This is a genomic window from Bradyrhizobium sp. LMG 9283, from assembly GCF_045571415.1.
In the GTDB taxonomy this organism is placed as follows: domain Bacteria; phylum Pseudomonadota; class Alphaproteobacteria; order Rhizobiales; family Xanthobacteraceae; genus Bradyrhizobium.
On the sequence record NZ_CP120691.1, the window covers coordinates 6,314,445 to 6,334,460 of the forward strand.

Genomic DNA, 20,016 nt, shown 5'->3' on the forward strand with positions numbered 1-20,016 from the left:
CTTCGCTGAGCCATGCTTTTGACTGTCACAATCGCGTCGCGCAGCCGCAATCCTTCCCGCAGCGCAAACCCCACGAACGAAAGCCGAGGACCTCTGAAATGACGCTGTTGCAGGTCGAGCTGGACGACAAATACCGGCTCGAATCGAAGCGGATCTTCCTGTCCGGCACGCAGGCGCTGGTCCGCCTTCCCATGTTGCAGCGCGAACGCGACCGGCTCCAGGGACTGAACACCGGCGGCTTCATCTCAGGCTATCGCGGTTCCCCGCTCGGCATGTATGACCACGCGCTGTGGCGCGCGAAGTCGCATCTGCAGCAGCACGACATCGCCTTCGTTCCCGGACTCAACGAAGACTTGGCCGCGACCGCGGTATGGGGCAGCCAGCAGGTTGGGCTGTTTCCCGGAGCCAAGGTCGATGGCGTGTTCGGCATCTGGTACGGCAAGGGCCCCGGCGTCGACCGCTCGGTCGATGCGCTCAAGCACGCGAATGCGGCCGGCACCTCGCTCAATGGTGGTGTGCTCGCGCTCGCTGGCGACGACCATGGCTGCCAGTCCTCGACCTTGGCGCATCAGAGCGAGCAGGTGTTCGCGGCCGCGCTGATCCCCGTGATCAATCCCGCGACGCTGCAGGACTATCTCGATCTCGGCCTCTACGGTTTCGCGCTGTCGCGCTTCTCAGGCTGCTGGGTCGGCTTCAAGGCGATCAGCGAGACCGTGGAGAGTTCGGCGTCCATCTACAGCGATCCCGAGCGCATCAAGATCAAGCTGCCCGAAGATTTCGAGATGCCGCCCGGCGGCCTCAACATCCGCTGGCCCGATCCGCCGCTGGAGGCGGAGAAGCGCCTGTTCGGCCCGAAGATGGCGGCCGTGCAGGCCTTCGCCCGCGCCAACCAGCTCGATCGAATCGTGCTCGATTCCAGGCCGGCGCGGCTCGGCATCGTCGCGACCGGCAAGGCTTATCTCGATCTGCGCCAGGCGCTCGCCGATTTGGGCATCACCGACAAGGACGCGCAGGATCTCGGCTTGCGCATCTACAAGGTCGCGATGACATGGCCGCTGGAGGAAAGCGGCGCCAAACGTTTCGCCGAAGGCCTCCAGGACGTTCTGGTGGTCGAGGAGAAGCGCGGCTTCATCGAAGACCAGCTCATGCGCATCCTCTACAACGTGGATGCGTCCAGGCGCCCGACCGTCACGGGAAAGCGCGACGAGCGCGGCGCGCCGCTGCTGCCGAGCGAGGGCGAACTGACGCCGACCATCGTCGCGTCCGCGCTGGTGGCGCGCTTGCGCAAGCTCGGTCATCACAGCCCGGTGCTGGAGCAGCGGCTGGCACGGCTCGAGGCGTTCGACAATCCCGTCACCGCGAGCGCGCCGATCAAGCTCGCGCGCACGCCGTTCTTCTGCTCGGGTTGCCCGCACAATTCCTCGACGCGCGTGCCGGAGGGCAGCCGCGCCATGGCCGGCATCGGCTGCCACGGCATGGCCCTGAGCATGCCGACCCGGCGCACCGATCTGATCTCCCACATGGGTGCCGAGGGCGTGAACTGGATCGGCCAGTCGCCCTTCACCACCGAGAAGCACATTTTTCAGAATCTCGGCGACGGGACTTATACGCATTCCGGCTTGCTGGCGTTGCGTGCAGCCGCCGCCTCCGGCATCAACATCACCTACAAGATCCTCTACAACGACGCGGTGGCGATGACCGGCGGTCAGCCGGCGGAAGGCAGCTTCAACGTCGCACAGATCGCGCATCAGGTCTGGGCCGAGGGCGTCAAGCGGCTTGCGATCGTCTCGGACGATCCGAGCAAGTATCCGCAAGGCAACTACTTCCCGCAAGGCGCGACCATCCATCACCGCCGCGAGCTCGATGCCGTGCAGCGCGAGCTGCGTGACATCAAGGGCCTCACCGTCATCATCTACGACCAGACCTGCGCGGCCGAGAAGCGCCGCCGCCGCAAGCGCGGGCTCTATCCTGATCCGGCCAAGCGCGCCTTCATCAACGAGCTCGTCTGCGAAGGCTGCGGCGACTGCTCGCAGGCCTCCAACTGCGTCTCGGTGCAGCCGCTGGAGACCGAGTTCGGCCGCAAGCGCCAGATCGACCAGTCGAACTGCAACAAGGACTTTTCCTGCGTCGAGGGCTTTTGCCCGAGCTTTGTCACCGTGCATGGCGGTTCGCTGAAGCGGATGAAGACCTCGGCGGTGGACTCCGGCCAGCTGTTCGCCGATTTGCCGCTACCGCCCGCGCGTCAGCTTGACGGCCCTTACAACATCCTCGTCACCGGCATCGGCGGCACCGGCGTGATCACCATCGGGGCGCTGCTCGGCATGGCCGCCCATGTCGACGGTCGCGGCTGCTCGGCGCTCGACTTCACCGGCCTGTCGCAGAAGAACGGCGCGGTGATGAGCCATGTCCGCATCGCCCCGAAGCCGGAGGACATTTCCGCGGTCCGCATCACCACCGGCGGCGCCGACGTCATCCTCGGCTGCGACATGATCGTCTCGGCCGGCCCCACCGCGCTGAGCCGCGCCGAGCGCGGCGTGACCAAGGCCTATATCAACGCCGATTTGCAGCCGACCGCCAGCTTCGTGCAAAACCCGGACCTCGATTTCGAGATGGGCGCGATGCAGACCGTGCTGCGCGACGCGATCGGCGACAAGAACCTCGAGATCATCGATGCGACAGGCATTGCGGCGGCGCTGATGGGCGACAGCATCGCCACCAATCCCTTCATGCTCGGCTTCGCCTTCCAGAAGGGCGCGATCCCGCTGTCGCTGGAAGCCCTGCTCCGCGCCATCGAGATCAACGGCGCCGCGATCGAGATGAACAAGCTTGCCTTCACCTGGGGGCGGCTCGCCGCGCACGACATGTCGCGGGTGCGCAGCGTGCTCCAGTTCAGGGCCCGGGCGTCCGCGCCGGCGAAATCGCTCGACGATATCATCGTCACCCGCTCGGAATTCCTGACGAGCTATCAGGACAAGACCTATGCCGACCGCTATCTCGCGGCGGTCGCCAAGGTGCGTAAAGCGGAGAGCGCCGTTTCGTCAGCGTCGACGGAGCTGACCGAGGCTGTCGCCAAGAACCTGTTCAAGCTGATGTCCTACAAGGACGAGTACGAGGTCGCGCGGCTCTATACCGACGGCAGCTTTGCCAAGAAAGTGTCCGAGAAGTTCGACGGCGATTTCACGCTGAAGTACCACCTGGCACCGCCGATCTTCGCGAAGCGAGACAAGGCGACGGGCCGGCTTCAGAAGCAGGAGTTCGGCGCTTGGATGATCCACGCTTTCCGCATTCTCGCCAAGCTCAAGTTCCTGCGCTGGACGGCGTTCGATCCGTTCGGACGCACCAAGGAGCGCCGGACCGAGCGCAAGCTGGTCGAGGATTATCTCGCGATGATCGATCAGCGTATCGCCAGGCTGAGGGCGGAGCAGATCCCGCTGCTGACACGGCTCGCGCGCGTGCCGGAGACGATCCGCGGCTTCGGCCATGTCAAGGAAGCCAATATCGAGCTGGCCGCCGCCGAGACGGCACGGCTGGAAGCAGAGCTCGAGAACAGCCGTTTCGCAGCCGCGGCAGAGTAGCGGAGCGAGCAGACACTCTCTCCACGTCATTGCGAGGAGCCCTTGCGACGAAGCAATCCAGACTGCCTCTGTGGAAAGACTCTGGATTGCTTCGCTTCGCTCGCAATGACGAGATTGTGGGAACGCGCTCGCCACACACTGTCACCGCCCGGCTTGACCGAGCGATCCAGTACGCCGAGACGGTCGTGGCTCAACGATAGGCCGCGGCGTACTGGATGCCCGCCTGCGTGGGCATGACAGCGGTGGGATGACGAGACGGCACCTATTCCGCGCTAGCGCGCCGGCTTGCGTTCGATCGGATCGATATCGATCGCCCGCAGGCGGCCGAGCCGCAGCACGTCCATGGCCAGCCGCCGGCCGATGCGGTCGCGGTCGAGCACGCGGATCAGGTCGTCGACGCCGTTGATCTCGACGCCGTCGAGCCTGATCACGACGTCGCCGGGCAGCAGGCCTGCCTTGGCCGCCGGCCCATCCGGCTCGATCTGCATCAGAAGCGCGCCCATCTTGTTCTCGACGCCGGCCAGCACCGCATGCCGCCGCGGGACCGGCGCGGTCTGCCCGGCGACACCGATATAGGCGCGACGGACATAGCCGTGGCGGATGATCTCTGACAGCACGAATTGCGCGGTGTTGCTGGCGACCGCAAAGCAGATTCCCTGCGCGCCGTTGATGATGGCGGTGTTGATGCCGATCACCTCGGCATTCGACGACACCAGCGGCCCGCCGGAATTGCCGGGATTGAGCGCGGCATCGGTCTGGATCACGTCCTCGATGGTGCGCCCGCTGACCGAGCGGATCGAGCGCCCGAGCGCCGAGACCACGCCGGCCGTCACGGTCGATTCGAAGCCGAGCGGATTGCCGATTGCGATCACGAGCTGACCGCGCCGCAAGGTTTTGGAGTTGCCGAGTGCGGCGTAGGGCAAGTGGCGCACGCCGTTGGCACGCAGCAGCGCAAGGTCGGTGTCGGGATCGACACCAAGCACCTGGGCATCGCCGACATGCCCCTCGACGTCGCGCAGCCGGATCTCCTTGGAGGAGCCGACCACATGGCTGTTGGTGAGCACGAGCCCGTCCGGCGAGATCACGATACCGGAGCCGAGCCCGCCGCGCTCGCGGCCGTTCGGCACCTTCGGCCCGGTCTCGACCCGGACGACCGCAGGGCCGACGCGGTCGGTCACGTCGATCACGGCATTGGAATAGGCGTCCAGAATCGCCCGGTCATCGACCGGGGTAGCCGACGTCGTTCGCGATGACGGTGCGTCATCGGCGATATCTGAGGTGAAATCCAACATGGCAAGAGTCCTTGAGGCTCACACAGATGGTGGCCTGTTCCCGCCAGCGCAAGTGGCCCGACCGGGGCGCGGGGCTGGACCTGCCAAGATGGCTAGGGCGCGCGTCGCAGCGAGCCGCCTCTTGCCTTGACCGGGTCGAGCAGCGACCAGTCCCCATCCGGGAGCACATGCCCCTTGGGGAATGGCGCGCGCAGTTCCAGCCCGAGCGAGCGCAGCACACGGTCGTCGCGGTAGTAGCATTGCAGGACCACGCGGACGAGCGTTGCAGCGGCGACGCCGCCGGAGATGCGGAACTCCTGGGCGATACCGTCGCGCGCGGCGGGCTCGAGGTCGGCCAACGGCATGCCGGCCAACCGCGCCAGATGATCCAGCGCCGCCGCGACCAGTTTGGCGTCTCGGCCAAGCGTTGCCAGCATGTCGGCCTGGATCGCGGAATCGTCGGCGCCGGGCACCTTGTACTCGTCGCTGGCAGGAATGATCATCGCCGCGATGGTGCGGAGGTCATCGCGCTGCCGAGGCGTGAGGGAGAGTTGATCAGACATGGCGTGCTCTCGTTGGTTCATTCCCGCCACGAAGACGGTGCGCTGCCTCCCCCGCTTGCGGGGGAGGGTCGGGGAGACGGTATCTCCGCAGAGAGATCCCCCCAGAGGAGAGAGCCCTCAACCGTCGCGCTCTTCGAGCGCGTCGACCTCTCGCGCAGGCGGGAGAGGTGCAGGGAGTTCGTGGCGGGTTCGGTGCATCCATCACGCACATCAATCAAACAAATTGGCCAAGCGCTGCTTCATCTGGTCGGCGATGTAGAGCGCGAGGGCCTGGATTGTGGAGGTCGGGTTCACGCCGCCCGAGGTGACGAAGATGCTGCCGTCGACGATGAAGAGGTTCTTCACGTCGTGCGTGCGGCCCCATTCGTTGACGACGGAGCGCTCGGGGTCGGTGCCCATGCGCGCGGTGCCGAGCAGGTGCCAGCCGCCCCACGGGATCGGCGAGTTGACGCAGATGTCGCTCGCGCCCGCCGCCTCGAGAAACTCCCGACCGCGCGCCAGCGCATGCTCCATCATCTTCCGGCTGTTCTCGCTGATGGTGTAGTCGACCTTTGGCGCGGGAATGCCGTGGCTGTCCTTCAGCACCGGATCGAGCGTGACGCGATTGTGCTCCTCCGGCAGGTCCTCGCAGATCGCGGAGAAACCCAGGCGGTGGCCGTTGAGCTTGCGGAACACGCGGTGATGATCGGCACCCCAGGGCAAAATGCCCTTCTGCTCGCTGACCACGGCCTCGAACACCGGCCCCGCCCCGCGCACGAACTGCACGCCATAGCCGCGCACGAAGCCGCGCGACAGGTCCGTGTCATACCACTGCTTGCTCCACAAACAGGTCGGCGGCGCGCGGTTGCTGTCCGTCGGCTCGTTCACATAGCCATAGATCTGCGCGTAGGGGTGGAACATCAGGTTCTTGCCGACGAGACCGGACGAATTGGCGAGGCCGTTCGGGAATCGCCCCGAGGCCGAGTTCAGCAGCAGGCGCGGCGTGCCGACACCGTTGCAGGCGATGATGACGACATGCGCGGGCTGAAACTGCTCGATGCCGTCCTTGTCGTAGTAGACCACGCCCGAGGCCATGCCGTTCTCGTCGGTGGTGATCTCGCGCACCCGGCAATGGGTGCGCAGCTCGACGCCGGCGCGGATCGCATGCGGCCAATAGGTGATGTCGGTCGAGGCCTTGGCGCCCTGCGCGCAGGCCGGCGTGCAATGGCCGAGATTGATGCAGCGCGCGCGGCCCTCATAGTCCATCGTCGCGACCGTGGTGTCCGAAGGCCACCAGTGCCAGCCGAGCTTGTTCATGGCCTTGCCGATGATGGCGCCGGACAATCCGAGCGGCTGCTGCGGCATCGGCGGATGCGTCAGCGGCGAGAGCGGATCGCCCGACAGACCCGACGTGCCCATCATGCGGTCGTTCTCTTCGAAGAACGGGGTCAACGCGTGGTAATCGATCGGCCAGTCGTCGGCGACGCCGTCGAGCGTCTTCACCTTGAAATCGGAAGGGTGCAGCCGCGGCCAGTGCGCGGTGTACATCACCGTCGAGCCGCCGACCGCGTTGTAGTTCACAACCTTGATCGGGGAGTTGTCGTCGTTGATGGGATAGTCCTCGGGCCGGCCGCGGACGTTCGGGCTCGACGACCATTCGCCGTAGAACTTGGCCTCCCAGTCGCGGCCCGTACTGGGATATTCTGCCGGGTTCATCCAGCCGCCCTGCTCCAGGCAGAGGATGTGCATCTTGGTTTCGGCCAGCGACCACGCCACCGCTGCGCCGGACGCGCCGGCGCCTATGATCAGGACGTCCACGGGGTCTTTCATCGCAACTTTTCCTCCCCCTCGCCGCTTCCCGGGCGATTCGGCCGTTCGCGCTCAGCGGGGCCCGGCAAACGATAGGGTCAGAGCGACGGCTGAGTAAAGCCGCGAGGCCGGAATGTCGCACTTCGCAGGGTGCAGACCATTGGTATCGCCACATCCGGATGCTAGGAACAGGGCGCACGAGCCATCGATAGCGAGACCGTATGTCCTTCCAGAAATTCTTTGCCGCAGCCCGCGCTTTTGCGCTCGTTTCGTTTTTCGCCTTGTCCGGTTTTCTGGGCTCGTCCGGGCCAGTCGCCGCGCTGACCGGCACTGCGACGGTCCGTGACGGCAACTCGATCCAGGTCGGCGACGTCACCTATCGGCTCGACGGCGTCGACGCGCCCGAGCTGGACCAGGTCTGCATCGACGATCACGCCGATCCCTGGACCTGCGGCATCGATGCCCGCGACCAACTGGCGAAGCTGATCAACAAACGAACGGTGCGCTGCGACGATGTCGGCCCGGAGAAGAGTTTTGGCAAGCGGCACCGCGCCATCTGCACGGCCGAAGGCGACAAGGCCAGCTTGAACGAGCAGCTGATCAAGCTCGGCTTTGCCCTCGCGCGCGAGCCGATCAAGGCCAACGTCAAGCCGGCAGCCACCGAGGCCAAGACGGCGGCGGCTGGTATCTGGAAGGGCTGCTTTGTTGCGCCGCAAGACTTCCGTAGCGGCAAGAAGGACGGTGCGCTCCTCGGCGCCGCCTGCCGGCCCGACCGCGACAAGGAGATTCGCACCGTGCTGTTTCCGGACGAGCTGACAATGCCGCCCAGCTGCAGCATCAAGGGCAAGCTTGCGGTGCGCGCCCGCGTCACCGGCAATATCGGCATCTATCATCTGCGCGGTTGCCCGAGCTATCCGGCGACCACCAAGCCCGACCGCTGGTTCTGCTCGGAGGACGATGCCCAGGCCGCTGGTTTCCGCAAGGCCTACAATTGCCGCCGGCCAAAGTGAGCGAGGGGTTCACGCATCCGTGAGTGGTATTCCGAGACCGGATTGATCCGGAATTGAACTTCATCGGCGGTTGCCGCACTTACGCACTTATAAATGTACGCAAGCGCCTTGCGCGAGCGTTTCCTTGGCAGCTATCCGGCTTCGGCCCGATTGCCTTGCTCGGGCGTTTCCTCCCTAGACTTGGGCCGCTTGTCACCACAAGCGGCTCTTCTTTTTGGGCGTGCTCCAAACCGAGCCCGTCATGCCCGGGTCCCGGGCATGACGATGCAGAAACGTTAGCGTTCAAAAACGATGCTCTGGTGACGCCCTGCTACGATTGTTCGGCGCTATCACTGCATCTGCATGATCTGATCCATCGGCGGCATGTTCGCATTCAGATGCGACATGATCCAGACCGTGCCGCCCACCACCAGGAAGACGATCAGCAGTCCGAAGGCAAGCGCCAGCACGTTGTTGGTGTTGTCGGGACCGGTGGTGATGTGCAGGAAGAACACGAGGTGCACGCCCATCTGCGCGATCGCCAGCACGATCAGCGCGACGGGAATCGAAGGCTGCCAGACGAGGTCCGTGCCGGCAATGAAGAACGACGTCGCCGTCAGCAGCAACGCCAGACACAGGCCGACGACATAGCCCAGGATCCGCTCGCCGACACTGTGTTGCTCTTCCTCGCCCGGAGCGAGATCGTGGTGGGCGGTCAGATGCGTCTCGTCGCTCATGGCGCACTCCCAAGCAAATAGACGACAGAGAACACCGCGACCCAGATGATGTCGAGCGCGTGCCAGAACAGCGCAAAGCACATCATCCGCCGCAAGATGTCGGCGCGAAAGCCTTTTGCGAACACCTGGGCCATCATGGTGAGGAGCCACAAGATGCCGGCAGAGACATGCAGGCCGTGGCAGCCGACCAGCGAGAAGAACGCAGTCAGGAACGCACTGCGCGACGGGCCGTAGCCACGAGCGACAAGGGCGGCGAATTCGCGGAACTCGATGGCCAGGAATATGAGGCCGAGCACGCAGGTCACGCTCATGCCAAGATAGAACCAGAACCGGTTGCGCACGTCAGCGGCGATGCTGGCCATGCCGCAGGTGAAGCTCGACAACAGCAGGCAGACCGTCTCGATCGCGACGTTCTTCTGCTCGAAGATCTCCGCACCCTTGGGGCCGCCGGCGGTCTGGCCGACCAGCACGGCATAGGCCGCGAAGAAGCAGGAGAACATCACGATGTCGGAGAGCAGGAAGATCCAGAAGCCGTAGGCAGTCACGATGCGCTTCGGCGCGGGCCCGGGATGCTCGATGACGACGCCGATGTGATGGGGATCGGCACGGGCGTGGTCGGCGGTCGCGGTCATCGCCATCAGACTGACCCCGCCATGCTGACGAGGCTGCGCCGCTCCTCGAGATTGACGCGGTCGATGCGGGCGACCTCCTCGGCCGGAATGACGTACTCGTCATGATCGCGCCAGGCGAATACGACGAAGGTCGCGAACGCGCCGATACCCCCCAGGATCACCATCCACCAGATGTGCCAGATCAGCGCGAAGCCCATGATCGTCGCGAAGAACGCGCAGACGAAGCCGGTCGGGGAATTGCGCGGCATCTCGATGTCCTGATATTCGGGCTCTTCGTGCGCGAATGATTGCTGCCGGGCATGGGCCTTCATCTCCCAATAGGCGTCCTCGCCGCGCACATCGGGATTGAAGGCGAAATTGAACACCGGCGGCGGCGACGAGGTCGCCCATTCCAGCGAGCGCCCATCCCAGGGATCGCCGGTGCGATCGCGCAGCGCCTCGCGATTGCGGATGCTGACCACGAGCTGCATGATCTGGCAGATCACGCCGATCGTCAGCACGGCCATGCCGAACGCTGCGATGATCATCCAGGGCCGCCAGGCCGCGACGTCATAGTGCTGCATGCGCCTGGTCATGCCGAGCATGCCGACAATGTAGAGCGGCATGAAGGTGACGTAGAAGCCGAGAAGGGTGAACCAGAACGCGGCCTTGCCCCAGCGCTCGTCGAGGCGGAAACCGAACGCCTTGGGAAACCAATATTCGAAACCGGCGAAGGCGCCGAACAGCACGCCGCCGATGATGACGTTGTGGAAGTGCGCGACCAGGAACATGCTGTTGTGGAGCATGAAATCGGCCGGCGGCACCGCGACCAGGACGCCGGTCAATCCGCCGATGATGAACGTGACCATGAAGCCGACCGCCCACAGCATCGGGGTCGCGAAACGGATGCGGCCGCCATACATCGTGAACAGCCAGTTGTAGATCTTCACACCAGTCGGCACCGCGATGATCATGCTGGCGATGCCGAAGATGGCGTTGACGTCGGGCCCAGCCCCCATCGTGAAGAAATGATGCAGCCAGACCATGAAGGAGATGACGCAGATCGCCATGGTGGCGAGCACCATGGAGCGATAACCGAACAGCGCCTTGCCGGAGAAGGTCGAGACCACCTCGGAGAAGATGCCAAAGGCCGGCAGCACCAGGATGTAGACCTCGGGATGGCCCCAGGCCCAGATCAGGTTCATGAACATCATGACGTTGCCGCCGGCCTCGTTGGTGAAGAAGTGGAAGCCGAGATAGCGGTCGAGCAGCAGCATCGCGAGTGTCGCGGTCAGGATCGGAAACGCGGCGACAATCAGAAGGTTCGAAGCCAGCGTGGTCCAGCAGAACATCGGCATGCGCAGATAGTTCATGCCCCTGGTGCGCAGCTTCAGCACGGTCGTGACGAGATTGATGCCGGCGACCAGCGTACCGACGCCGGAGATCTGCAGCGACCAGGCGTAGTAGTCGACTCCGACGCCGGGTGAATAGGACAGTCCTGACAGCGGCGGAAAGGCGAGCCAGCCGGTGCGTGCGAACTCGCCGACCACGAGCGAGATATTGACCAGCAGCGCGCCGGTCGCGGTTAGCCAGAAGCCGACGGAATTCAGCGTCGGGAAAGCGACGTCGCGCACGCCGAGCTGGAGCGGCACGATCAGGTTCATCAGCCCGATCACGAACGGCATCGCCACGAAGAAGATCATGATGGTGCCGTGCGCCGAGAAGATCTGGTTGTAGTGCTCGGGCGGCAGATAGCCCTGCGACTGGTAGGCGACCGCCTGCTGGATTCGCATCATGATGGCGTCGCTGCCGCCGCGCAGCAGCATCACCGAGGCGAGCAGGACGTACATGACGCCGATGCGCTTGTGATCGACGCTGGTGATCCATTCGCGCCAGAGATAGGGCAGATGCCCCTTCACCACGACCCAGATCAGCACGGCGAGGATCGCGACCAGCACCACCGCGCCGGCAACGAGCGGTATAGGCTGATCAAACGGAATGGCCGACCAATCGAGCTTACCGAGCATCATGGCCTCCACTGTGTGACCGCCCCGCTTCGGATGCGAGCTCCGGCCCGGGTCCCGGCGGAATGTGCTGGGTCGCGATCAGGTCGAACAGGCGCGGGTCTTCCAGGCGATACGTCGGCCGGCCTCTCTCGATGCCCTGCTGCATCAGCTTCTTATAGCTCTCCTCGTTCAGCACCGCGTCCGTCTTCGCCGTGGTCGCCACCCATTCCGGAAAGGCGAGCGGCGAGATCACGTTGACGTCGAACATCATGTCGGGGAAACCGTCGCCGGAGAAATGCGCGGACAGGCCCTGAAGCTTGCCCTCATTGTCGGCGCGCAGGTTGAGCTTCGTCACCATGCCGTTCATGGTGTAGATCATGCTGCCGAGCTGCGGAATGAAGAACGTGTTCATCACGCTCGACGACGTCAGCTGGAAGTTCAGCTCGGCGCCGGCGGGCACCGTCAGCGTGTTGACGGTCGCGATGCGCTGGTCCGGATAGATGAAGAGCCATTTCCAGTCGAGCGACACGGCTTGGATCCGCACCGGGCTGCCGGTGCCCGGCACCGGCGTGGCCGGATCGAGCTGGTGCGAGCCGATCCAGGCGACGCCGCCGAGCAGGATCACGGTAAGTGCCGGGATCGACCACACCACCATTTCGACGCGGCCGGAATAGACAAACTCAGGCTGGTAACGCGCTTTGGGATTCGAGGCGCGAAACCAGAACGCAAAAGCCAGGATCGCGAAAATGGTCGGCACCACGATCACGAGCATGATGAAGACGGAATCGACCAAAATGGTGCTGTTGGCCGCAGCCACGGGTCCTTGCGGATCGAGCAGATTCATCGGCAAGCCACTGGCGGTTGGGAAGCCCCGGGACTGAGCCTAGCGCGGGAAAGGCTCCGGCAGCAAACGCTGCGGCTTCGGAACGGTTCCTCGATCGCAAGGGCCGGCCATGCGCGCCGGACCGGGCCGCAACATGCAATTCCATGTGATCTCAATGACATGAACGCGGGAGGCGCCGCCTTCTCTGCGGTCTGGACGCTTGCTAATCTGCACGGAAATATGAGGGAGTGAACCGAGATGCGCCTGAAGGACAAGGTTGCGATCGTGGTCGGCGCCGGGCAAAGCCCGGGCGAAGGCATGGGCAATGGTCGCGCAACCGCGCTCACCTTCGCGCGCGAAGGGGCCAAGGTCTTGTGCGTCGATCATCATCTGGAATCGGCGCAGGAAACGGTCGCGATGATCGCGGCGGCGCAGGGCACCGCCACAGCCTTCAAGGCCGACGTGACCAAGGCTGCCGACATCAAGGCGATGGTGGCCGACGCGCAATCGCGCTGGGGCGGGATCGACGTGCTGCACAACAATGTCGGCGTCAGTCTCGCCGGTGGCGATGCCGAGCTGCTGCAACTGACCGAGGAGGCGTTCGACCGTGTCGTCGCCATTAATCTGAAGAGCTGCATTCTCGCCGCAAAGGAAGTGATTCCGATCATGCGCGCGCAAAGGAGCGGCGTCATCATCAACATCTCCTCGATGGCCGCGATCACGACCTACCCATACGTCGCCTACAAGGCGACGAAGTCGGCGATGATCGCTTTCACCGAACAGCTGGCCTACCAGAACGCCGAATACGGCATCCGCGCCAACGTCATCCTGCCTGGCCTGATGAACACGCCGATGGCTGTCGATACCCGCGCCCGCGAATGGCACAAGACCCGCGCCGAGGTCGAAGCCGAACGCGACAGCAAGGTGCCGCTGCGCAGGAAGATGGGCACCGGCTGGGACGTCGCCAACGCCGCACTGTTCCTGGCGTCCGACGAGGCGAACTTCATCACGGGCGTGACACTGCCGGTGGATGGCGGCGCGAGCGTGAGACGGGGGTGAGACAGAGTGTGTGCTTCCTTCTCCCCTTGTGGGAGAAGGTGGCGCGAAGCGCCGGATGAGGGGTTGTCGCCAATCGTACAATCGTTCGTGAGGAGGGAGACCTCTCACCCGGCTCGCCGCTTCGCGGCGAGCCACCCTCTCCCACAAGGGGAGAGGGTGCACTGTCACTGCCGCATGCTCGTCACCCGCCAGATCGTGCCGTTACCGTCCTCCGAGATCAGCAGCGATCCATCCTTGGCCACGGCGACACCAACCGGCCTTCCCCACACCTCCGTGTCGCTCACGACGAACCCCGTGACGAAATCCTCGTACTCGCCCGTCGGCTTGCCGTCCCTCATCTTGATGCGGATCACCTTGTAGCCGGTGCGCTTCGACCTGTTCCAGGAGCCATGCTCGGCGGCGAAGGCATCGCCCTGATATTCGGACGGAAACTGTGCGCCCTGATAGAAGGTCATGCCGAGCGAAGCCGAGTGCGGTTGGATCAGCACATCAGGCACCGTCACCTTATCCTTGAGATCCGGCCGCGCGCCGGCATGGCGCGGGTCCTCGTTGCCGCCGATGTAGAACCACGGCCAACCGTAGAAGCTGCCCTCCTTCACGGTGGTGACGTAATCGGGCACGAGATCGTCGCCGAGGCCGTCGCGCTCGTTGGTCGAGCACCAGGGCAGGCCGGTCTGCGGCTGGATTGCGAGGCCGACGCAGTTGCGGAGGCCGGTGGCGTAGATCTTCCGCTCCTTGCCGTCGGGATTGAAAGCCAGCACGGCGGCACGCTCGGTCTCGCTGGCCCAGGCCGCGCCAAGCGGCTGCGTCTTGGACCACGCATCCAATCCGCCCGGCGGCGTGCCCATGCCCTCGGCGACATTGCTGAGCGAGCCGACGGAGACCAGCATGCGCTTGTCGTCGGGCGTGAAGACGATGTCGCGGGTGGAATGGCCGCCGTCATGCGGCAGGTTCGCGACAATCGTCTCCGCCTTGCCGCGCGGCTTGAGATCGCCGGCCTGGTAGGGAAAGCGGACGACGCTGTCGGTGTTGGCGACATAGACCCATTGCGGATTGTCGCCGTTCGGAAAGAACGCGATCCCGAACGGTTGCCGCAGGCCGCTGGCAAACACCTCATTGGTCGCGACCTTGCCGCCCTCTCCAGCACGAAGCACGCGGATGGTGCCCGCCCGCGTCTCCGCGACGAAGACGTCGCCATTCGGCGCAACCCGCACAATGCGCGGTGCTCGCAGGCCTTCGGCGAACAGCTCGATCTTGAAGCCGGCCGGCACCTGGAGCGTGGCCTCCGGCGGACGCGGCACCACGCGTGACGAGGTCGCAACCGACCGCGTGGCGCCGGGCCGGACCAGATCCTGCGGCCGGATCAGCCTGACCGTGCCGGGCTTGTCGGCCCGCCAATCGCCATAGGCGTCCTTGCCCTGCAGCACCGGCTCGGCCAGCGCGGCGGGCGCAACTGCGACCAGCAGCGCTGCGAGCATCGTCACGAACGAAGTCCTGTTGCTCAAATCGTCTTCCTCCCCGCCTTGCACCCCCGTCAGCACCGATCACCCGCAAATGGTCTGCAGCAGGTCTGGCGCCTGCCGAATCCCACGTCAGCTCATGCCCGCACGATGTGCATCAGCCACAGCCCATCATACTGGAAAATGCAGTTGATCGGTGCGACACATTGTAAGGGCGGCGACGGCCGGTTGCGGCCATCAAGGCTGCGGCACCGTATCGCGACTGATGGGAAGATCATGTGGGGATCCGTCATATCAGAATGGGCGAGCCTGCTGCTGCGCTGGCTGCACGTGGTGGCCGCGATCGCCTGGATCGGCAGTTCCTTCTACTTCATCGCCCTCGATCTCAGCCTCAGGCCCAGAAGCGAATTGCCTGACGGCGTGCAGGGCGAAGCCTGGCAGGTCCACGGCGGCGGCTTCTACCGGATCATGAAATACCTGGTGGCCCCGAGCCAAATGCCGGACGAGCTGACCTGGTTCAAATGGGAGGCCTACACCACCTGGCTATCCGGCTTCGCGCTGATGGTGGTGGTGTATTATCTCGAGGCTGATCTGTTCCTGGTCGACAAGTCGATCCTCGACCTCACGCCATTCCAGGCCGGCCTGTTCAGCTTCTGCAGCCTCGCTCTGGCCTGGCTGCTCTATGAAACCGCCTGCCGCACCGGGCTTGCGCAGCGCGAGCTGCCCTTTGCCATCGGCGGCTATCTGTTCCTGGTCGCGCTCACTTACGCCTTCACTCATGTGCTGAGCGGCCGTGGCGCCTTCAACCAGATCGGCGCGATCATCGGCACCATCATGGTCGCCAATGTCTTCGCGTTGATCATCCCGAACCAGAAGAAGATCGTAGCCAGCCTCATCGCAGGACAGGCGCCCGATCCAAAGCTCGGCAAGGCCAGCAAGGAACGCTCGGTCCATAACAATTACCTGACGCTTCCCGTCGTCGTGCTGATGATCAGCAACCACTATCCCCTGCTCTACGCCACGCGCTTCAACTGGATCATCGTCGCGGTCATCCTGGCGCTGGGGCCGGTGATCCGCCACTTCTTCAACGAGCGCCATGCCGGGCGCAAATCGCCGTGGTGGGTTTGGGGCGTGACGGCGGTCGGCGTGATCGCGATCCTTTTCCTATCCGCCGCCGGTCCGCGCGAGGTGAAGACGGGTGCATTGTCGACGCCGCCGACGCTCGCCAATCTCGAGGAGATCGTGATGTCTCGCTGCAGCATGTGTCACGCGGCCGAGCCGGTCTGGGCCGGCATCGTGACGGCCCCGAAAGGCATCCTGCTCGATGCGCCCGAGCACATCCATCGCAACATCCGCCTGATCGGGCGTGTGGCCGCCTGGTCGAATGCCATGCCGCCGGGCAACATCACCGAAATGACCAGCGAGGAGCGCGCTATCCTCGCCGCCTATATCGAGCAGGCGCACTGACGTGCGTCGCACGAGGATGCCTTGCGCGGAATGAAATTCCGCATCCGTCGCTGAATTGAAAATGACTCAGCCCCGTATCCGGCGTAGACATGACCGGCAGCCGCCGGCGCGGCCCAGAGTCAGTTTGCAATCGGGGAAAGAACAGTGGCCCTCAAGAACGTCATCGGTATCGACCACGCCGTGGTCATGGTGAAGGACCTCGACAAGGCCGCCGAGAATTATCGGCAACTCGGCTTCACCGTGTCCCCGCGTGGCACCCACAGCGTCCATATGGGCACGGGCAACTACACCATCATGTTCGACCCCGACTATATGGAGCTGCTCGGCGTGCTCGCTGCGACCGAGCTCAATGCCCCGGCGCGCGCCTTCCTCGACAAGCGCGGCGAAGGCATCGAGCGTATCGCCTTCACCGCAGTCGATACCGCCGCCGGCGCCGAGGAGATCCGTGCACGGGGCCTGGAGCCGATCGGCCCGACCGATTTCGAGCGGCCGGTGACGTTGCCTGATGGCACGGTCTCGGCGGCAAAATTCCGCACCTTCATGTGGCCGACCGCAGAAGCACCGGGCGGCGTTCGCATCTTCGCGTGCGAGCACAAGACCCGCGAGACCGTTTGGATTCCGGAATTGATGAGGCACGCCAACGCAGCTAGGCGGATCAAACAGACGCTGATCGCAACGCCTGATCCGGCGAAGGAAGCCGCGCATCTCGGCCGGCTCATCGACCGCGAGCCGACGACCGACGCCGACGGCGCGGTCACGGTGCCCTCGGGCGGCGAGCGCGCCGATTTCGTCTATCTGACGCTGGACCAGCTCGCCAAGCGCTATCCCGGCGTGCCGCTCGCCGGACTCTCCGAGCGCGGCGGCGCCGCGCTGGTGCTGGTCAGCGCCGATCTCGCGGCGACCGAAAAAGCGTTGGGTTCGGCAGCCGTGCGGAGCGGAGCTGCGATCTGCGTGCCGCCGGCCAAGGCCAACGGCACCCTGCTCGCCTTCGTTGCCGGCTGATTTGAGCTAATTCTTTAACGCGTGTTTACCCGGCGGCTGTAGGCTTTCCCGCCATCCAAGTCGCCGGGGCCAGACGCATGTTCAAAGAGGGATCGCCGATCGCCTATGACGCTCCGGCCGAGCTGAAGAAATGGCCGTCGCTGAAAGGCGAGAGGCAGAAGGATCGGGGTCCGCCTTATCTGGTCTACAACGGCACGCTCGCCGAATGCGTCCGCGAACTCATGGGCAAGCCGATCAAGGGCATCTCGCTCTACGATATCATGACGAAGCCGCAGGCCGCCTTCGATCAGGCCGTGCTGTCGCCAGGCGATGCCGCCGAGATCGCGATGCGCAAGGATTTCCCCAAGGCGTAAGCGCCGACCGGCCACAGCAACACCTCTCACATCGCTGCATGCCCCTGCGGTTCCAGTAGATCCGCGGTCGACCGCGCAGGTCCTGCGGCGGGAACACCGTACTAACACCGGGCGCCTTTCGGAATCGCAGCTTCGCCGCAATTGCGGTTAAGAAGTCCTTGTCACCGGCGCGACGCGCTGCCCGTTCCCCCACAGTTCGAGGGCTCTGACCGAGATGCGATTTCTCGTCGCGGCTTGCGCTGCGTTCCTGCTTCTGATGTGTGACGTCGGCTCATCGCCCTCCCGGCAGGCATCAAGCTTCGACAACTCCACTCCAAAGGCTGATCACGCCCCCTCGCTGGTTCCACTGGTGGAGCTCTTCCTCGCGAGCGTGCAGGCCATCGAGCTCGCGAATGCGCGCGCGGCTTACCAGGGAACGATCGAGCCGGCGCGTACGATCGAGCCTGTCGTGCAGGCCCCGGCTTCGCCAACCGACCAATTCTGTCACGCACTTCGTGAAGCCGCCGAGGCCAGCGGCATTCCGGTGCCCTTCTTCGCGCGCCTGCTCTGGCAGGAGAGCCGCTTTCGTTCCAACGAGGTCAGCCATGCTGGCGCCCAAGGCGTCGCGCAATTCATGCCGGAAACGGCCGCCGAGGTCGGGCTCGACGATCCCTTCGATCCCATGAAGGCGCTGCCGGCATCGGCGAAACTTCTGCGCAAGCTGCGCGACGATTTCGGCAATCTCGGCCTTGCGGCGGCGGCCTATAATGCTGGTCCCGGCCGCATCCAGAAATGGCTTGCCAGGGAGAGCGAGCTGCCGCGCGAAACGCGCGACTATGTCCGCATCATCACCGGCACCAAAGCAGAAGACTGGATCGAACGCTCGGAGGCGCTCGCGATCAGGATCGACCTGCCGCGCGAAGCACCCTGTGAAGGCATCGGCAGCCTCTCGAAGACAAAGGACGTCGCCCTTGTTCCGGTGAACCTGACGCCTTCAGTCACGACCATCATTCGCAAGGCCGAGCAGCTCGCCGCGCGCCTGGCGGCGAACCGTGCGCGCAAGCGGTTCGCGACCCTGCTGCGGAAGAATGCCACGGCCCACGGCAAGGCACGCAGCATGATCGCGGCACGCGCGTCCGGAAAGAGCGCGAAGGCGCGCGCCGTTCGCTTCGCCGCTCGAGAACGCTCCGCGATCTGATACGAAGATTGAGAAGCCGCTCGATGGAGCGGCTTCCGATGGGCCTAGTCGATCTCCTCGATCACGCGACGTTCGCGGGGCTCGATGACATAGGTCCGGGTGTCGCGGTGGATGTAGCGATACTCGCGCAGGTCAGGCGCCTCCCGATAGACCGTGCTCGGGAATTCCTCGACCTCGACGGTGTCCGGGATGCGGTCACCGATATGGATCTCCGTGCGCGCGGTGCTGCCGGTGGTCCGCGCCTCGCCCCGTCCTTCGGTGCGAGTCTTCGCATGCTTGCGGATCGCCTCGCGATCGCGGTCCGAGAACTTGCTGGCGCTGCGCTCGCGCGTGGTCGTCGTTGTTGCCGTGGACTGCCCCGAATACGGCAGCACCGTTACGATCTTGTAGGTCGCCGGATCGACCACGACGATCTGATCCTTCACCAGCGCAAAGCTGTAGCCACGATATTGCGGCACGATCTCGACCACGTCGGGCGGTAATGTCGAGAGATGCACATCGCGCGGCACGACCGTGCCGACATTCAGCGAGAAATTGATGTTGGTTAGCGGTCGCACGTTCAGGCGCGAGATCGAGGTGCTGATCTTGGTTTCCTGCTGCTTGTTGAGGTTGACGTCGGTCTGGGCGGCCGCCTGTGAACTGGTGCCCGAACGCTCGCCCTGCGCCTGATTGCCGGTTGGCGCGCTCGGCGCTTGCTGGGCCTGGTTGGATCCAGATGCAGCGGGCGCCTGCTGGGCCTGATTGCTGGTGGTCGGCGGCGGATTGGACCGATCCTGCGCCTGGTTCGTGTTCGCAGGTGGCGGGTTGGCGCTCTGCTGCGTCGCAGGCTGGTTGCCAGCGGCATTGGAGGTGCCTGAGCCGGACGCCGGTGGGTTGGGCTGCGTATTCTGGGCCGACGTTCCCGACGTCGATGATTGCTGCGGTTGCGACGTGGTCTGCTGCCTATCGGCCGCGCCTGGCGGTGAGGCGGTGGATGGCGCGGTGGAATTTGACTGGGATTGCGGCGTCTGCTGAGACGTCGTGTTCGTGCTCGGCGATTGCGCAAAAGCGGCATTCGCCAGCACCAGCCCTAAGGCGGTGGTTGCCAGCAGGCGGATCATGATTTGCTCCGTTTTATCAAAATGAACGTTGGCTA

General features: G+C 64.6%; 16 protein-coding genes. 7 read left to right on the plus strand and 9 right to left on the minus strand.

Features of this window, described 5'->3' with window-relative positions; translation table 11 throughout:
* The first annotated feature begins 98 nt into the window (after positions 1-98).
* Positions 99-3,575, plus strand: a complete 3,477-nt coding sequence (locus tag P6U29_RS29715; RefSeq protein WP_407113916.1) for an indolepyruvate ferredoxin oxidoreductase family protein — start codon at positions 99-101, stop codon at positions 3,573-3,575.
* 272 nt (positions 3,576-3,847) lie between these two features.
* On the opposite strand, the gene P6U29_RS29720 is transcribed toward P6U29_RS29715, so the two are convergent.
* The 3 genes from P6U29_RS29720 to P6U29_RS29730 form a co-directional block, all read right to left on the minus strand.
* The gene (locus P6U29_RS29720) at positions 3,848-4,867 is read right to left on the minus strand and encodes a S1C family serine protease (protein WP_407113917.1); all 1,020 of its coding nucleotides are present in this window, start codon (positions 4,865-4,867) and stop codon (positions 3,848-3,850) included.
* Positions 4,868-4,959: 92 nt separating this feature from the next.
* Entirely contained in the window at positions 4,960-5,409 is a 450-nt protein-coding gene (locus P6U29_RS29725) for a hypothetical protein (protein WP_407113918.1), read from the minus strand.
* Between the two features lie 210 nt (positions 5,410-5,619).
* Positions 5,620-7,218: a GMC family oxidoreductase gene (locus P6U29_RS29730; RefSeq protein ID WP_407113919.1), complete on the minus strand. Its 1,599-nt coding sequence runs from the start codon at positions 7,216-7,218 to the stop codon at positions 5,620-5,622.
* Between the two features lie 200 nt (positions 7,219-7,418).
* Here P6U29_RS29730 and P6U29_RS29735 point away from each other — a divergent pair, with 200 nt between their 5' ends.
* Positions 7,419-8,207, plus strand: coding sequence for a thermonuclease family protein (locus P6U29_RS29735; protein ID WP_407113920.1), 789 nt, complete (start codon positions 7,419-7,421; stop codon positions 8,205-8,207).
* A 329-nt stretch (positions 8,208-8,536) separates the two neighbouring features.
* Here the strand turns inward: P6U29_RS29735 and cyoD are convergent, their stop codons facing one another.
* From cyoD to P6U29_RS29755, 4 genes are read right to left on the minus strand one after another with little or no spacing between them, the layout of a single operon-like run.
* Complete coding sequence (cyoD, locus tag P6U29_RS29740) at positions 8,537-8,923, minus strand: cytochrome o ubiquinol oxidase subunit IV (protein WP_407113921.1); 387 nt, start codon at positions 8,921-8,923, stop codon at positions 8,537-8,539.
* Positions 8,920-9,561: a cytochrome (ubi)quinol oxidase subunit III gene (locus P6U29_RS29745; protein WP_407113922.1), complete on the minus strand. Its 642-nt coding sequence runs from the start codon at positions 9,559-9,561 to the stop codon at positions 8,920-8,922. The genes cyoD and P6U29_RS29745 overlap by 4 nt, the downstream gene beginning before the upstream one ends.
* Positions 9,561-11,561, minus strand: a complete 2,001-nt coding sequence (cyoB, locus tag P6U29_RS29750) for a cytochrome o ubiquinol oxidase subunit I (RefSeq protein ID WP_407113923.1) — start codon at positions 11,559-11,561, stop codon at positions 9,561-9,563. Before cyoB ends, P6U29_RS29745 begins: the two co-directional genes overlap by 1 nt.
* A complete protein-coding gene (locus P6U29_RS29755) occupies positions 11,551-12,384 on the minus strand; it encodes a cytochrome ubiquinol oxidase subunit II (RefSeq protein WP_407113924.1) in 834 nt (277 codons plus the stop codon). Before P6U29_RS29755 ends, cyoB begins: the two co-directional genes overlap by 11 nt.
* A gap of 237 nt (positions 12,385-12,621) precedes the next feature.
* On the opposite strand from P6U29_RS29755, the gene P6U29_RS29760 reads away from it, so the two are divergent.
* Positions 12,622-13,422 carry an SDR family NAD(P)-dependent oxidoreductase gene (locus P6U29_RS29760; RefSeq protein WP_407113925.1) on the plus strand — a complete coding sequence of 267 codons (801 nt, stop codon included), beginning with the start codon at positions 12,622-12,624 and terminating at the stop codon, positions 13,420-13,422.
* 164 nt (positions 13,423-13,586) lie between these two features.
* Here P6U29_RS29760 and P6U29_RS29765 read toward each other — a convergent pair whose 3' ends face one another.
* A complete protein-coding gene (locus tag P6U29_RS29765) occupies positions 13,587-14,900 on the minus strand; it encodes a PQQ-dependent sugar dehydrogenase (RefSeq protein ID WP_407119451.1) in 1,314 nt (437 codons plus the stop codon).
* A gap of 258 nt (positions 14,901-15,158) precedes the next feature.
* Between P6U29_RS29765 and P6U29_RS29770 the strand changes: the two genes are divergently transcribed.
* The 4 genes from P6U29_RS29770 to P6U29_RS29785 all read left to right on the plus strand — a co-directional run bounded on the left by P6U29_RS29770 (position 15,159) and on the right by P6U29_RS29785 (position 18,881).
* The gene (locus tag P6U29_RS29770; protein ID WP_407113926.1) at positions 15,159-16,349 is read left to right on the plus strand and encodes a urate hydroxylase PuuD; all 1,191 of its coding nucleotides are present in this window, start codon (positions 15,159-15,161) and stop codon (positions 16,347-16,349) included.
* A gap of 144 nt (positions 16,350-16,493) precedes the next feature.
* Complete coding sequence (locus tag P6U29_RS29775) at positions 16,494-17,351, plus strand: VOC family protein (protein WP_407113927.1); 858 nt, start codon at positions 16,494-16,496, stop codon at positions 17,349-17,351.
* Between the two features lie 77 nt (positions 17,352-17,428).
* Positions 17,429-17,704: a hypothetical protein gene (locus P6U29_RS29780; protein ID WP_407113928.1), complete on the plus strand. Its 276-nt coding sequence runs from the start codon at positions 17,429-17,431 to the stop codon at positions 17,702-17,704.
* Between the two features lie 214 nt (positions 17,705-17,918).
* Positions 17,919-18,881 carry a lytic transglycosylase domain-containing protein gene (locus tag P6U29_RS29785; protein ID WP_407113929.1) on the plus strand — a complete coding sequence of 321 codons (963 nt, stop codon included), beginning with the start codon at positions 17,919-17,921 and terminating at the stop codon, positions 18,879-18,881.
* Positions 18,882-18,925: 44 nt separating this feature from the next.
* On the opposite strand, the gene P6U29_RS29790 is transcribed toward P6U29_RS29785, so the two are convergent.
* Positions 18,926-19,981 carry a DUF1236 domain-containing protein gene (locus tag P6U29_RS29790; RefSeq protein ID WP_407113930.1) on the minus strand — a complete coding sequence of 352 codons (1,056 nt, stop codon included), beginning with the start codon at positions 19,979-19,981 and terminating at the stop codon, positions 18,926-18,928.
* Positions 19,982-20,016: the final 35 nt, after the last annotated feature.

Coding starts and splice junctions, on each gene's coding strand:
- P6U29_RS29780 (WP_407113928.1), top strand. CDS start 17,429: ATGTTCAAAGAGGGATCGCCGATCGCCTATGACGCTCCGGCCGAGCTG.
- P6U29_RS29730 (WP_407113919.1), bottom strand. CDS start 7,218: ATGAAAGACCCCGTGGACGTCCTGATCATAGGCGCCGGCGCGTCCGGC.
- P6U29_RS29765 (WP_407119451.1), bottom strand. CDS start 14,900: ATGCTCGCAGCGCTGCTGGTCGCAGTTGCGCCCGCCGCGCTGGCCGAG.
- P6U29_RS29755 (WP_407113924.1), bottom strand. CDS start 12,384: ATGAATCTGCTCGATCCGCAAGGACCCGTGGCTGCGGCCAACAGCACC.
- P6U29_RS29720 (WP_407113917.1), bottom strand. CDS start 4,867: ATGTTGGATTTCACCTCAGATATCGCCGATGACGCACCGTCATCGCGA.
- P6U29_RS29790 (WP_407113930.1), bottom strand. CDS start 19,981: ATGATCCGCCTGCTGGCAACCACCGCCTTAGGGCTGGTGCTGGCGAAT.
- cyoB (WP_407113923.1), bottom strand. CDS start 11,561: ATGCTCGGTAAGCTCGATTGGTCGGCCATTCCGTTTGATCAGCCTATA.
- P6U29_RS29760 (WP_407113925.1), top strand. CDS start 12,622: ATGCGCCTGAAGGACAAGGTTGCGATCGTGGTCGGCGCCGGGCAAAGC.
- P6U29_RS29745 (WP_407113922.1), bottom strand. CDS start 9,561: ATGGCGATGACCGCGACCGCCGACCACGCCCGTGCCGATCCCCATCAC.
- P6U29_RS29770 (WP_407113926.1), top strand. CDS start 15,159: ATGTGGGGATCCGTCATATCAGAATGGGCGAGCCTGCTGCTGCGCTGG.
- P6U29_RS29785 (WP_407113929.1), top strand. CDS start 17,919: ATGCGATTTCTCGTCGCGGCTTGCGCTGCGTTCCTGCTTCTGATGTGT.
- cyoD (WP_407113921.1), bottom strand. CDS start 8,923: ATGAGCGACGAGACGCATCTGACCGCCCACCACGATCTCGCTCCGGGC.
- P6U29_RS29725 (WP_407113918.1), bottom strand. CDS start 5,409: ATGTCTGATCAACTCTCCCTCACGCCTCGGCAGCGCGATGACCTCCGC.
- P6U29_RS29715 (WP_407113916.1), top strand. CDS start 99: ATGACGCTGTTGCAGGTCGAGCTGGACGACAAATACCGGCTCGAATCG.
- P6U29_RS29735 (WP_407113920.1), top strand. CDS start 7,419: ATGTCCTTCCAGAAATTCTTTGCCGCAGCCCGCGCTTTTGCGCTCGTT.